General features: G+C 62.8%; 11 protein-coding genes. 1 reads left to right on the forward strand and 10 read right to left on the reverse strand.

Features of this window, described 5'->3' with window-relative positions; genetic code table 11:
- Positions 1–21 precede the first annotated feature (21 nt).
- Entirely contained in the window at positions 22–2,028 is a 2,007-nt protein-coding gene (locus tag AC1DXO_RS14590) for a TonB-dependent receptor (RefSeq protein ID WP_476978897.1), read from the forward strand.
- Here AC1DXO_RS14590 and AC1DXO_RS14595 read toward each other — a convergent pair.
- From AC1DXO_RS14595 to hmgA, 10 genes are all read right to left on the reverse strand, one after another.
- Positions 2,025–2,942 carry a sugar phosphate isomerase/epimerase family protein gene (locus AC1DXO_RS14595; RefSeq protein ID WP_476978898.1) on the reverse strand — a complete coding sequence of 306 codons (918 nt, stop codon included), beginning with the start codon at positions 2,940–2,942 and terminating at the stop codon, positions 2,025–2,027. The genes AC1DXO_RS14590 and AC1DXO_RS14595 overlap by 4 nt on opposite strands.
- A 61-nt stretch (positions 2,943–3,003) precedes the next feature.
- Positions 3,004–3,420, reverse strand: a complete 417-nt coding sequence (locus AC1DXO_RS14600; protein WP_476978899.1) for a response regulator — start codon at positions 3,418–3,420, stop codon at positions 3,004–3,006.
- Between the two features lie 151 nt (positions 3,421–3,571).
- Positions 3,572–5,215 carry a response regulator gene (locus AC1DXO_RS14605; RefSeq protein WP_476978900.1) on the reverse strand — a complete coding sequence of 548 codons (1,644 nt, stop codon included), beginning with the start codon at positions 5,213–5,215 and terminating at the stop codon, positions 3,572–3,574.
- On the reverse strand, positions 5,212–5,811 hold the full coding sequence (locus tag AC1DXO_RS14610) for a chemotaxis protein CheB (protein ID WP_476978901.1): 600 nt from the start codon (positions 5,809–5,811) through the stop codon (positions 5,212–5,214). Before AC1DXO_RS14610 ends, AC1DXO_RS14605 begins: the two co-directional genes overlap by 4 nt.
- On the reverse strand, positions 5,808–6,659 hold the full coding sequence (locus tag AC1DXO_RS14615) for a CheR family methyltransferase (protein ID WP_476978902.1): 852 nt from the start codon (positions 6,657–6,659) through the stop codon (positions 5,808–5,810). The genes AC1DXO_RS14610 and AC1DXO_RS14615 overlap by 4 nt, the downstream gene beginning before the upstream one ends.
- Positions 6,644–10,075, reverse strand: coding sequence for a response regulator (locus AC1DXO_RS14620; protein ID WP_476978903.1), 3,432 nt, complete (start codon positions 10,073–10,075; stop codon positions 6,644–6,646). The genes AC1DXO_RS14615 and AC1DXO_RS14620 overlap by 16 nt, the downstream gene beginning before the upstream one ends.
- A gap of 141 nt (positions 10,076–10,216) precedes the next feature.
- A complete protein-coding gene (locus AC1DXO_RS14625) occupies positions 10,217–11,203 on the reverse strand; it encodes a bile acid:sodium symporter family protein (protein WP_476978904.1) in 987 nt (328 codons plus the stop codon).
- A gap of 100 nt (positions 11,204–11,303) precedes the next feature.
- Positions 11,304–12,044, reverse strand: a complete 741-nt coding sequence (locus AC1DXO_RS14630) for a hypothetical protein (RefSeq protein ID WP_476978905.1) — start codon at positions 12,042–12,044, stop codon at positions 11,304–11,306.
- 9 nt (positions 12,045–12,053) lie between these two features.
- On the reverse strand, positions 12,054–13,313 hold the full coding sequence (gene fahA, locus AC1DXO_RS14635) for a fumarylacetoacetase (RefSeq protein WP_476978906.1): 1,260 nt from the start codon (positions 13,311–13,313) through the stop codon (positions 12,054–12,056).
- The gene (gene hmgA, locus AC1DXO_RS14640) at positions 13,310–14,593 is read right to left on the reverse strand and encodes a homogentisate 1,2-dioxygenase (RefSeq protein WP_476978907.1); all 1,284 of its coding nucleotides are present in this window, start codon (positions 14,591–14,593) and stop codon (positions 13,310–13,312) included. Before hmgA ends, fahA begins: the two co-directional genes overlap by 4 nt.
- Between the last annotated feature and the right edge of the window lie 6 nt (positions 14,594–14,599).

The raw sequence follows: 14,599 nt of genomic DNA on the forward strand, positions 1-14,599 counted from the left end.
GCTAGCAACCGCGGAGCCTCCATGCGACACCTGATCCTGACTTCCGCCGCCCTGCTGGCCTTGGCGCCTGCCGCCTATGCCGAGGCGCCGACCGAAGTCATCGTCCAGGCCAACCGCTTTGCCGTTTATCGTGGTGACCGCGCCTTCTCGACCGTCGACCTCGATGCCGCGGCCCTCCAGCGCGGCGGCTCGCTGGACCGGAGCCTGAAACTCGGCTCCCAGGCCGCCCTGTTTCGCCGTTCGTCGTCCCTGACCGCCAATCCGACCATCCAGGGCCTCAGCCTGCGCGCCATCGCCCCGTCGGGCGCCGGCCGGGCCCTGGTCGTGCTGGACGGCATCCCGCAGAACGATCCCTTCGGCGGCTGGGTCATCTGGTCCGCCATACCTGTGGACGCTGTGGCTCACGGCCATATCGTGCGCGGCGCCGGCGGCGGGGCCTATGGCGCCGGAGCGCTGACCGGTATCGTCGATCTCGATCTCCTGCCGCCCCAGGCGACACCGACCTATGTTCGCGCGGAGATGGGCGAGGGTGGGGCACATCGCATCGCGCTTGGCGCAGGCCTCGGTGATCTCAGCCTGCACTATAACGACCAGGTTCAGCACGGCGATTCCCCCATCCACGCTCCGCAGCGCGGCGCGGCCGATATCGCCACCTATGGCCACGACCGGTCATGGCTGGCCAACTACCAGCGTGATGTCTGTTTGGGCCTGTGCGGTCACGTCGATGTCCTGGCCAGTGGCTATGACAGCCGCCGCGACACCGGCCTTAAGGGCGCGACGGCGCAGGCCACCGGCGACGCCTGGTCGCTCAGCTTCACCCAAGCGCCCAGCGACGATCACAGCGGCCTGCGCCTGCAAATCTGGCACAAGGATTCCGACCTCGCCAACCGTTCGGTCTCGGTCGCCGCCGGACGTGCCACCACGACTCTGGCCAACGACCAGGTCGCGACACCGGCCTCAGCCGATGGCGTCAAGATGGCGCTGCGCCATCAGACCCGGGACTTCGAATGGGAGGTCGGCGTCGACGCCAGCCGTTCAGAAGGCCGTTCAGAAGAATATTACCGTTACATGGCCGGGGTGCCGACCCGCTTTCGCACGGCCGGCGGTGCCAGCGACCTGGCCGCCCTCTATGCCGAGGCGAGCCGTACCTTCGAGCGTCTGACCCTGACGGGCGCCGTGCGGTCGGAAAGCTGGAAAAAGCGGTCCGCCCGTCGCACTGAAACGGATACGGCCACGCATCAAACCGTGCTGAGCCTGACACCGGCCGACAGCCAGACCCGCTTTGTCTCGGCCCGCTTCGGCGCCGATTACGCCGTGTCCGCCACGACGACCCTGCGCGTGGCGGCCTATAACGGCTTTCGGCCACCGTCGCTGAACGAACTGTATCGGCCTTTCCGCGTCGGCAATGACGTCACCGAGGCCAATGCCAATCTGCGCCCCGAAACCTTGGCCGGATTCGAATTTGGTCTGCGCAACCGCCGCTTCGGTCTGGGCGTTTTCTACAATGTCCTCAGCGATCCGGTGACCAATGTCACCATCGGTGTCGGTCCGGGCACCTTTCCGACCGCTGGCTTTATCCCGGCTGGCGGCACCCTGCGTCAACGGCAGAATGGCAACACGATCAAGGCCCTGGGGCTGGAATTCAATGCCGAATACCCTCTGACCGACCATATAGACCTGATCTCGTCAGCGACGGTCACCCGTGCGCGCAGCGGCGGTTTGCGGCCTGCCCAGGCGCCTGGCTACAGCGCTTCGATCGGTCTGCAAGGCACGTGGTCGGTCATTACCGTTTCCGCCGACCTGGCGTTTGACGGCGAGGCCTGGGAGGACGATCTCAATACCCTGAAACTGAAGGCATCCCAGCGCCTTGACCTGCGCGCGGCCTATGCCCTGACGCGCGATGTGACGCTGTCGGCGACTGTGGCCAATGCGCTCGACGCCGATATCCAAATCGCCCGCAGCGCCGACGGCACGCCCAGTTTCGATACCGGTCGCCGCGTCACCATAGCCCTGGTCTACCGGCGTTAGATTTTCAGCAGATAGGCCCGGCTTTCGGCCAGAGACGTCATGATCGGCTTCTTGTAGGGCGCTTCCTGCTCGATAAAATAGCCTTTGACGCCCAGCGTCTTGGCTGTGTCGAACACCGCTTTCCAGTCGATCATGCCGACACCGATCTCCACCGAGCGGTAGCCTGTCGGTTCGGCATCGTCGCGCGCCATATCCTTGACGTGCAACAGATCGAGCCGGTCGCCATATTTTTTCATCGTCGCCACCACGTCCTGGCCGGACACGGCCACCCAGCCCAGGTCCATCTCCAGGCGCAAGGAGTCCTTGTCGGCGCCGGTCAGCAGCACGTCGTAGCCAGTCTTGCCGGCTCCCAGATCTTTAAACTCCATGGGATGGTTGTGATAGGCGAACTTCAGACCGGCCGCCTTGACCTTGGGCGCCAGGATGGAAATCTGCTCGGCATTGTAGCTATAGGCATCGGCCGTCATCGCCTCACCCATGGCGATCACCCAGTCCTTGGCGGGGTCCAGCGCCATCGGCGGTTTGGGCGACGACGCCACCAGCCATTCAGCCCCCAAGGCGACGGCGTCAGCAATCTTCTGGTCGCCAAAGGCAATCAGGTCGCTCATTGACGTATGGGCCGAGCGGATGACCAGGCCCGAAGCGTCAACCAGGGCCTTGAACTCGGCCGCCGTATGGCCCAGCGTGCCGGCCGTCTCGACGGTCTCGTAGCCCGCGTCTTTCAAGGCTTTCAATGTGCCGGGAATGTCGGTTTTCAGTTCGGCATTGACCGTCCATAGCTGCACACCCATCGGCCACATATCGATTCGGCCTCCGCCGGTCCCGGGCATGGCGCAGCTCGCCAAACCCGAGGCACCCAGGGCCAGTCCGCCCAGCAGCAAGCCGCGGCGCGACGATAGGGACGGAGATGTCATGAGGAACCCCTGCAAAATTATTATTTATTGCCGGCGTTTGTAATCGGTTACAACGGGTCTGTCAAACGGACGCGACGCCGCCCTTGAGCGCGTGTTCAATCTCGCCCAGCAGGGTTTGCAGCGCCTCGAGATACAGGGGTTTTACCATATGATAATGGAATCCGGCGTCGGCGGTCATGCGGCGATGTTCAGCTTCACCCCAGCCTGTCTGGGCAATAAAGATCGACTTTTCCAGCGTTGGCTCCTTGCGCAGCACGCGGCACAGCTCATAGCCGCTCATGCCCGGCAGGCCCAGATCGAGCATCAAGACGTCGGGCCGGTAGATGGGGGCGTCCGCGATGGCTTCCTTGGGGCTGAGGGCCAGCTTGTAGTCATAGCCCAGCATTTCGACCAGCCAGCCTGTGGTCTGGGCCAAGGCCTCATTATCCTCGACGATCATGATTTTCATAACCGCCCTGTTGCTTGAGTCATCAGCCATAAACTCTTTCCCCTGCCGTCACAGCGTTTTTGTGGTCGTTCCAGCCTGCCGTGAGGACTCCAAGGTCCACCCTCACAATGGAAAATTTATTATAAGTGTAAAGCGGCGATCCGTGACCTGAATAATAAAAAAGATATAAACATGACGATCATCATATGTCGGCAGGCGTCCTGTATTCACCCAGCGCATGCACGAGCAAGTCCAGGCTGACCGGCTTGGTGATGTGGTGATCGAAGCCGGCGTCGAAGGCGCGCTGGCGATCGCTTTCCTGGCCCCATCCGGTCTGAGCGATCATCAGTGTCTTGTCGAGACCTGGCAACTGGCGCAGTTCGCGGCAAACTTCGTAGCCGTCCATGCCCGGCATGCCAATGTCGAGCAGGACGACGTCGGGTTTGTGGCGTGCTACGGCCTCGAGCGCCGCGGGGCCGCTATTTTCGACGCGCGTATTATGGCCCATCATTTCCAACATCCAGCGCGTGGTCTGGGCGGAATCGACATTGTCATCGACGATCAGGACATCGAGCGGCCGGACCACAGTAGGTGCAGCGTCGTCGGCGGGCGCTTCGGCCTGCGGTTCACTGGCGCGCGGCAGGCGGACGGTAAAGGTGCTGCCCCGGCCGGCACCTGGACTGTCGGCGCGGGTGGTGCCGCCATGCATCTCCACCAGCTTGTGCACGAGCGCCAGGCCAATGCCCAGGCCGCCTTGCGAACGATCGAGATTCTGGTCGACCTGGGTGAAGAGCTCGAACACCTTGGGCAGCATGTCGGCCTCAATGCCGACACCGGTATCGGCAACGCAAAGATCGATCCACCCACCGTTGTCGCCTTCGCTTTGCGTCACCGTCAGGTCGATATGGCCGCCTTGCGGGGTGTATTTGGCGGCGTTGTTGAGCAGGTTCGACACCACTTGCGACAGGCGCGTCGGGTCGCCCTCGACCCACAGGGGCGTGTCGGGCAGGGTCACGGTCAGGGTGTGCTCGGCCGCGTCGATGAGGGGGCGGCTGGCTTCCAGGGCGGCGCGCACGGCGTCCTGAATGGCGATGCGTTCGGTGCGCAGGTCGATCTTGCCGCGGCTGACGCGCGAGACGTCGAGCAGGTCGTCGATCAGGCGTACCAGGTGGGTCAATTGCCGGTCCATCATGTCGCGCACGACGTCGCCGCGTTCGCTGTCGGGCGACAGCTTGAGAATCTGCAGGCCATTGCGGATCGGCGCCAGTGGATTGCGCAGTTCGTGAGCCAGGGTGGCGAGGAACTCGTCCTTGCGCTGATCGGCTTCCTTAAGGGCATTGGCGTAGCGCCGGCTTTCCTTGAGAAGGCGCATATTCTCTTCGGCGAAGACGCGCAGATTGTCGCGCTGTGTCGCAATCTGCTGTCTTTGCAGATACAGGTCGAAGAAGACCGAAACCTTGGAACGCAGGATATCGCCGTCCAGCGGCTTTTCCAGGAAATCGACGGCGCCGGCTTCGTAGCCGCGGAAACGGCGCTGGCGATCGGTCGATCCGGCGGTCAGGAAGATGATTGGCACCCGGCGGGTCCGTTCATTGCCGCGCATGGTCTCGGCCAGCTCGAAACCGTCCATGTCAGGCATCTGGACATCGAGCAGCGTCAGGGCGACGTCATGCTTAAGAAGGATTTCGAGCGCTTCGGTGGCTGAGCTGGCCTTGAGCGCCACCAGGCCGTCGCGGCGCAGCAGGGCCTCGAGCGACAGCAGGTTTTCCTTCAGATCGTCGACCAGAAGGATGTTGACGGGCGTGAGCCCGCCCAGGGGTGTTATATGTCCCGGCATAACGGTCATGACGCTACCCGTTGCAGGCTTAGCAGGTGCTGAACGATGGCGTCGCTGGCCATGACCCTGGCCTTCGGTACGGCCTTGCGCGCCGCCAGCGGCATTTCGGCCGCCCGGGCCTCTTCCGGCGCCTGGACGACGGCCTGACCGCCAGCCTCGACGATGGTCTTCAAACCGTGGGCGCCGTCTTCATTGGCGCCGCTGAGCACAATGCCCAGCAGGGCCGGCCCGTAGGCATCGGCGGCGGTTTCGAACAGGACATCGATCGAGGGCCGCGAAAACAGCACCGGTTCTTCGCTGGACAGCGACAGGCGGCGATCGGATTCGACCAGCAGATGGTAATCGGCCGGCGCGAAATAGATTGTGCCGGGTTCGATCGGCTCCTTGTCCTCGGCTTCACGTACCTTCATCAGGCACTTGGCGTCGAACAGGTCGGCCATCAGGCTGCGGCGGTCGGCCGGCAGGTGAATGACGACCATGATCGGCAGGGGATAGTCGGCCGGCAGGTGCGGCAGGATGGCCGACATGGCCTCGACACCGCCGGCTGAGGCGCCGATGACAAGGGCCTGCGTAGGGATTTCATGGGGGTTGCCGGCCTTTCTCATGTCACGTCCCGTTTCTGGTAGATGCGCTCCTCGCGGGAAAACTCGGTGAAGGCTTCGGCGTGTTTCGAAAACCGCAGGGTCTCCTTGGCGCCCAGGCCCAGAAAGCCTTTGCGGGTCAGGGAGCCGTCGAACAGGCCGATGGCGCGATCCTGCAGGGCGCGGTCGAAATAGATCAGCACATTACGGCACGACACCAGGTGGGTTTCAGCGAAGACCGCGTCGGTGGCCAGGCTGTGGTCGGAAAAGACTGTGTTTTTGCGCAGGCTTTTGTCGAAGGCGGCCGCGCCATAGGCAACGCGGTAATAGTCCGACAGCGACGACTTGCCGCCCGAAAGGCGGTGATTTTCGGTGAACAGCTTCATCCGGTCCAGTGTGTAGATGCCGGCCTCGGCCTTTTTCAAGGCCTCGGGATTGATGTCGGTAGCGTAGAACAGGGTACGGTCTTCCAGTCCCTCCTCCCGGAACAGGATAGAGAAGGAATAGAGCTCCTCGCCGGTCGAACAGCCGGCAATCCACACCTTCAGCGATGGGTAGGTGCGCAGATGCGGAATAACCTTTTCGCGCAGGGTCCGGAAATACTGCGGGTCACGGAACAGTTCGCTGACCTGGACGGTCAGGAAGGGCAGGAGATCGGTCATGACCTGCGGCTCGCGCAGCACGCGCTCTTGCAGCGCCGAGGCCGTGGCGCAGCCGAACCGTTCCTTCGCCTGGCCCAGCCGGCGTTTGATCGAGGCCAGGGCATAGCCACGGAAGTCATAATGGTACTTCAGGAAGATGGCCTCCAGCAGCAGCCGGATCTCGATCTCGTCGGTACGCCCGGTACCGTCACGCTCTACTTCGGCATCCATACCCGCACCAGCGACACGAGCTTGTCGACATCGATCGGCTTGGCCATGTAATCATTGGCTCCGGCCTCGAGACAGCGCTCCTGGTCGTCCTTCATTGCCTTGGCCGTCAGCATGATGACGGGCAGCTTCTTCCAGTCCTTGTTCTTGCGGATCTCCCGCGTTGCCGTCAGCCCGTCCATCTCGGGCATCATGACGTCCATCAGCACCAGGTCGATAGCCGTTTCCGGCTGGCCCTGAGCGCTTTCCAGGGCGTCGAGGGCCTCGCGACCGTTGCGGGCGATGGTGATGACGGCGCCCAGCGGCTCGAAGATGTTGGTGACGGCATAGACATTGCGAACATCGTCCTCGACCAGCAGGATCTTGCGGCCTTCCAGCATGGCGTCGCGATGTTTGGCTTTCTTGAGCAGTTTCTGTTGCTCGGGCGACAGTTCCGACACCACCTGGTGCAGGAAGAGGGTGACTTCATCGAGCAGGCGTTCGGGCGACTTGGCGCCCTTGATGATGATCGAGCGCGAGTAGCGGCGCAGGCGCTGCTCGTCAGCATAGCTCAGGTCGTGGCCGGTATAGACGATGACCGGCGGGAAGGCGTAGGCTTCTTCCTGAGAGAGGGTCTCGAGCAACGAATAGCCCGAAGCGTCGGGCAGGTTGAGGTCCAGGACCATGCAGTCGAAGGTCTGTTCCTTAAGTTTGTCCAGGCATTCGGCGGCGGTGCCGACGGTAATGCATTCGACGTCCTGTGACACCAGCAGCCGCGCCATGGCGTCGCGCTGGACGCTGTCATCCTCGACGATCAGGACGCGACGCACGCCGTGGCTCAGCCGCGCTTCCAGGTTCTTGAAGGCGTCGACCAGTTCCTCGTGCTTGACCGGTTTCAACATATAGCCGATGGCGCCCAGCGACAGGGCGGCGTGGGCATGATCGCCGGCCGAAACGACGTGAACCGGGATGTGACGGGTGCGGATGTCGCGCTTGAGGCGATCCAGCACCGACAGGCCGGAATGGTCGGGCAGGCCGACGTCGAGCACGACGGCCGAGGGCGAATACTGTCGTGCCACGGCTATGGCCTCTTCCGCCGTATGCGAGATCAGGCACAGAAAGTCGAGGTCGTGGGCGAGGTCGTAAAGAATGTGGCAGAAGGCCGGATCATCTTCGATGACCAGGATGCTGCGGCTTCCGGCGGTCAGCTTGTCGCGGTCGTCGGAGACCGCGGCGCGTGGTGCCATCGCCGGTGCGGGGATGTCCTCGGGTGCGGGGGCCGGGATCGGCTCAACCGGCGCCACCCTGATCTCGCTGCGGGTCGTCACCTGGCCGGCGTCATAGACCAGCGGCATGGACATGGAGAATGTGCTGCCGCGACCTACCTGGCTGATGACACCCAGGGTCCCGCCCAACAGCCGCGATAACTCGCGCGAGATCGACAGGCCAAGGCCTGTGCCGCCGTATTTGCGGCTGATCGTGCCGTCGGCCTGGCGGAAGGCTTCGAAGACCTGCTGCTGATGTTCCTGCGAGATACCGATGCCGGTGTCCTTGACGGCAAAGACGATGCGATCGCCGTCCTTCAGGATTGCCAGTTCGACCGAACCCTTCTCGGTAAACTTGCAGGCATTGGACATCAGGTTCTTAAGTACCTGCTCGACGCGCTGGCGGTCAGACTGGATGGTTTCGGGCACGCCTTCGCCCAGCCGCGTGGTCAGTTTCAGGCCCTTCTGGTTGGCGATAGGATCGAATATGCGCTGCATATCGCTGGCCAGGCGTTTCAGCGACATCGGTTCGGCATGGATCTCCATCTGGCCGGCCTCGATCTTCGACAGGTCGAGAATGTCGTTGATCAGGGCCAGCAGGTCGTTGCCCGACGACTGGATTGTACGAGCGAACTGGACCTGTTCATCCGTCAGATTGCCTTCTGTATTGTCGCTGAGCAGTTTGGCCAGGATCAGGGATGAGTTGAGCGGCGTGCGCAACTCGTGCGACATATTGGCCAGGAAGTCCGACTTGTAGCGGCTGGCCTGTTCCAGTTCCATCGCCTTGGCGTCGACCTGCTGCTTGGCGCGCCCCAGGTCGTCGCGTTGGGTCTCCAGGATGGCGGCCTGTTCCTCGAGCTGGACATTGGTCTGTTCCAGCTCGGCCTGCTGCTGTTCCAGGCGGACATGCGATTCCTTGAGCGCCCGGCTCTGCTCCTCCAGTTCCTCGTTATTGACGCGCAGTTCCTCGGACTGGCTCTGCAATTCCTCGGACTGGCGCTGGGTCTCCTCGAGGAAGTTCTGCAGCGAAGCGCGGTAATTGGCCGAACGGACGGCGATGCTGATCACCTCGGAGGCGCGTTCCAGCAGTTCGAGCGTCGCGTCGTGATAGGGGTGCAGAAAGCCCAGCTCGACCACGGCCTCGACAATGCCGTCGGAACGGGCGGGCAGAATGACGATATGGCGCGGCCGCCACTGGCCCAGGGCGGCGCCGGTGGCGAGGTGGCCGTCGGGTATATCGCCGACCGCCAGTATCTTGTTGTCGTTGACCACCTGGCCCAGCAGGCTTTCGCCGCGGCGGAAGACCTCGGGTACATCGGCATCGTCGGGCACGCCATAGGTGCCGACCCGGCGATAGAGGTTGCCGTCGGCGCTGAAGAAGGCGCCGGCGTGGGCGTCGGTGTATTGGGCGAGATAGGTCAGGGCGTTCTTGGCCAGTTGATCGACCCTCTGTTCACCCAGCAGGGCGGCGCTGAGACCGGCTTGGCCTGTCTGCAGCCACTCGGTCCGCCGCCGCGCCGCCGTCGTCCGGCTGATCATCCAAGTGATGGCGATCGACAGGATGACGCCGATAATAGCGGCGACGACCACGCTGATCGCCGTTGTCGTATGGGCCTGCTCACGCTCGGCGATCCGGGCTTCGCGGACCTGGTTGACCTCATTGCGGATATCCTCGACCAGATTACGGATGGCGTCCATATCCGCCTTGCCCCGGTTGGTCCTGACCACCGCCAGGGCAGCATCGTGGCCCTCGGCCTGATAAAGGCTGATGGTCTGCGCCAGTTCCTTCAGCTTGGCGGCGACATGGCCCTTGATGGCCTTGACCTGGCGCTGCTGGTCGGCGTCGCCGGCGGTCAGCCGGTCGAGGTCGATCAACTGCCGTTCGATTTCCGGCAGGGCGGCGTTGTAGGGCTCGAGATAGGCCTGTTCACCGGTCAGGATATAGCCGCGCTGGCCGGTCTCGGCGTCCTTGAGCAGCGACAGGGTCTTTTCCAGGTCGAGCAGTATGTCGTGCGTTTCGGTGACGAGGGCCGTGTTGCGGTCGAGAGTCTGGATATTGACGTAGGAGATGGTGCCGCTGATGATGAAAAAAACGGCGATCATGGCTAGGCTGAGCGAAACGCCCAGATCGGCGCGAAACTTGCGACTGTCGACAGCCTTTTTCAATACGGCCATTTGTATGTTTCCCCTTTGCCTGTCCGCCCAACGCTTATCCGGCCCGCCTCTTTGCAAGGTTTGCCATCTGCGACCCTATGGATGACGACATAAGCATCCAATAAGGAGCGTACAATTTTTGGTAAAATTTACGTAAGATGCTTAATTTACGACGCTTTTTTCGGCTGCTTCGGCGTAGCGCCGGGCCAGCACACTGCACACGATCAACTGCAACTGGTGGTACAGCATGATCGGTAGCATGATCATACCCATGGCCGGATTGCCAGCAAATAACACCGCGGCGATCGGCGCGCCATTGGCCAGGCTCTTCTTGGAGCCGCAAAATACGCCGGCGACCTCGTCTTCGCGCGGAAAACCGAACGCACGGGCGGCATGGCGGGTGATGAGCAGAACGACGGCCAGCAGCGCGCCGACCATCAGGGCGATGCCGAGCAGGATCCACGGGCTGTAGTCCTTCCAGATTCCCTGTTGCGTCGATTCGCAGAAGGCGCCGTAGACGATCAGCAGAATGACCGTGCGATCGGCCTTGGTGATCCACGGTTTGTGCCTGGCGATAAAAGCCTTGAGCAGGGGCCGGCACAGTTGACCGGCGACGAAGGGCAGCAGCAGCTTAAGCGCAACGTCCAGGATGGCGGGCAGCAGCGGCAGGCTGTGGCCGGTGCCCGTGGAGACAACAATCGACACCAGAAATGGCGTCATGACCATGCCGATCAGACCGGACAGGGTGGCGTCGAACACGGCGCCCGGTACATTGCCCTTGCCCAGGGCGGTCATGGCGACCGATGACGAAATGGTCGATGGCAGGGCGCAGAGATAGAAGAAGCCCAGCCGTACGTCCTCGGGCAGCCAGGCGGAGGTGCCGAAAAACACTGCAAAGCCGATGGCCGGAAACAGCACGAAGGTCGACAGATGGACGAACAGATGCAGTTTCCAGTTCGCGGCCCCTGCCTTTACCGCTTCGGGCGACAGGTTGGCGCCGTGCAGGAAGAAGACGATGGCGATGCCGATGGCGGTGACGATATCGAGATGCAGGATTCCGCCCTTGACGCCCAACGCCGGGAACCGCAGTCCCAGCAACACTGCGCCCAGCATGGCGGCAACAAAACCGTCGAGTTTCAGGAACTTCATTCAGGCCGCCTCACCACCAGATCATAACTATCACCTTCCTCCCCATGCTTCGCACAGGGAGGAGGGTGCGAAACCATGTCTTACAAACATTGGCTCTTCCTTAAAGAAAATTATTCGGCCAGATCATGCTGCGCCACATATGGGCGACCGGTGAGCCATCAAAGCCCAGCCCTTGTGAGGGCGTCTTGAAATGGCGGCCGATAATGTCTTCGAACATCGCCACGTCAGGTAACGGGCCGGCATCGAACAGATAGGTATCGAAGATCGTCACCTGGCGCGATGACATGTACCACCTGTGGCCCCGGGCAAACTCGGCATCGTGGCGGATATAGTCGGGCGGGACGTAGTCTTCACCGAAAAAGCGGTCGTAATTCTTGGGATACGGATAGCCGTTGGGCTCGTCGGCGAAATAGCGCAGCGCCTGGTGATATTGCACCGCCCATGCGACCTCTTCGGAGACATAGGGTGCTATCATCTGGGCGCTCCAGTAGCCATGGTCGGAGCGGATCAGGCAGGTGTTGGAAATATCGTGCAGCAGCACGGCCAGCACGACATGATCATCCATCCCGGCCTCAAGAGCTTTCTGGGCCGAGATCAGCAGGTGGCGCCCGGTCGCGCCAAGCAGCAGGAATCGGTGGCGGAAAAAGTCGAGCAGGGTCGGCGCATCGGGCATGCGCGGCAGGGCCGGATTGTCGCCCATCATGAACACCGCGCCGGGCGACAGCTGCTTCAGGCCTTCGGTCTCGTAGTCGGGCATGTCGGTACCCAACTGTGCCGCGGCCGCCGGTACAATGATGCGCCGCCGACCGGCTTGTGGAAACTCGTCGTCATGCCCGCACATGGTTTTGTCCTACCCCGTGATCCGCGCGCGGCATTCACCAAACCCGATGCTGACAAACCCGTTCGCCTGCGCCCGGCCAGTCAACCACACCTCGTCGCCGTCCTCAAGGAAGCGGCGCATTTCACCCGACTTAAGTTCGATCGGCAGCTTGCCACCGTGGCTCAGTTCCAGCAGGCTGCCGGCCTGTTCGGGCGCGGGTCCGGACAGGGTGCCAGTGCCCAACAGATCGCCCGTTGTCAGGTTGCAGCCATTACTGGCGTGATGGGTGATAATCTGGTCGAAGCTCCAGTACATGGCGTCGCGCGCCGAACTGGTGCTGATGGTTTCGGGCTCCAGGCCCTGGTCGCGCATGGTGGCTGTCTGCAGGCGGACATCTAGCGCAATGGCATAGGCGGCCTTTGGATCGTCGCCGCGCAGATAGGGCAGGGGCTCCGGGTCGCCGTCAGGACGCGGCATGGCAGAAATACGGAAGGGCTCCAGCGCCTCAGCCGTCACCACCCATGCGGAGACGGTGGTGTGGAAGTTTTTGGCGAGGAATGGCCCCAACGGTTGATATTCCCACGCCTGGACGTCGCGCGCCGACCAGTCATTGAGCAGGCAAAGCCCCGCCAGATGCTGACGCGCCTGATCGATAGCAACGCTGGTGCCCAGCGCATTGCCGCCACCGATCCAGATGCCCATTTCGAGCTCGAAATCGAGCCGTTTGCTGACGCCCCACACCGGTACATCGCTGTCGGCTGGTTTGGTCTGACCGTGCGGCCGCACCACCGGTACGCCTGAGGGGCGCACGCTGGAGGCGCGGCCGTGATAGCCGATCGGCACGTGCTTGTAGTTGGGCAGCAGGGGATTGTCGGGCCGGAACAGGGCGCCGACCGCGCCGGCATGATGGATGCCGACATAGAAGTCGGTATAGTCGCCGATGCGCACGGGCAGGTGCAGGGTGCAGTCAGCGGCGCGGTGCAGATAGGGCTCGGCCACGGCGCGATAGACAGGATCGCTGAGCAGTTTCGACATCTGGCGGCGCAGGGTGCGACGCAGCGCCGGCGTACCCAGAACGTCGGTCAGGTCCCGCGGCGCGGTCTGGATCAGGCCGGCCTCGGCCAGGGCTTCCAGCTCAATGATGAAATCACCGATGGCCACGCCTGGACGCGGCGCTTCATTGGTCGGGCTGAACAGGCCGAACGGCAGATTCTGAATCGGAAAGTCACTATGGCCTTGGCTGCCTGTCACCCAACTGGTGCGTGCGGGATCGTGGGTTTCGTCGATCATCTAAGTATCGCCTTCTCAAATCCGTCCCAGCAGGCGCTGTAATCGGCCTGGCGCGTTGTGCTGTCCATGGCCCAGGTCGTTGGCCGCAGGACCCAGCGGCTTTCGAACATGAAGGCCATGGTGTTGTCGATTCTGTGCGGCTTCAGTTCGGCCGCGACGGCCTTGTCGTAACTGGCCTTGTCGGGGCCGTGGGCGTTCATGCAATTGTGCAAAGACGCGCCACCCGGGGCGAAGCCGTCAGCCTTGGCGTCATAAGCGCCTTCGATCAAGCCCATGAATTCGCTCATGATATTGCGGTGGAACCACGGCGGGCGGAAGGTCTCCTCGGCCACCATCCAGCGCGGCGGAAAGATGACGAAGTCGCAATTGGCCGTGCCCGGCAGCTCCGACGGAGAGGTCAGGACGGTGAAGATCGACGGATCGGGATGGTCGAAACTGACCGTATTTACGGTGTTGAAACGGCGCAGGTCGTAACGGTAGGGGGCATGATTGCCGTGCCAGGCGACGACGTCGAACGGCGAATGATCCAGGGTCGTCGTCCACAGTCCACCCTGGAATTTCTGCACCAGTTCGTACCGGCTATCGTCATCTTCGAAGGCGGCCACCGGTGTTTCGAAATCGCGTGCATTGGCCAGGCCGTTGGCGCCGATGGGGCCCAGTTCCGGCAGGCGGAAGGGCGCGCCGTAGTTTTCCAGAACATAGCCGCGCGACGGACCTGTGACCTCGACGCGGAAACGCAGCCCGCGCGGGATCACCGCGATGGAGAGTGGTGGCACAGTCATCACCCCGCACTCGGTCACAACGCGCAATTCCCCCTGTTGCGGTACGATCAGCATTTCGCCGTCGCTGTTCATCAGGGCGCGGTCGTTCATCGAGGCTGTCACGGCATAGAGGTGCACGGCAACGCCGCCTTGTGTCGCCACATCGCCATTGCCGGCAAAGGTGGTCAGCCCGTCGATGAAATCGACCTCGCCGTCGGGAAAGGCCTGGGGCGACCAGCGAAGGCGGTCGGGCGTCGGCGGCTCGACGATCGGCGCCGAGCGCCACAGTCCGCCGGATGCATAGGGCGCAAATGGCGGGTGCCCGGCAGACGGGCGCAGGCGGTAAAACCAGGTACGGCGGTTGTCGCTGCGCGGCGCCGTGAAGGCGGTACCGGAAAACTGCTCGGCATAGAGGCCGAACGGCACCTTTTGCGGCGAATTACTGCCCTGGGGCAGGGCGCCGACTACGGCTTCGCTGGCAAACTGATTGCCGAACCCGCTGAGATAATTCGTGTCCATGGCGCG

It is taken from the genome of Asticcacaulis sp. P2_C5, from assembly GCF_056404555.1.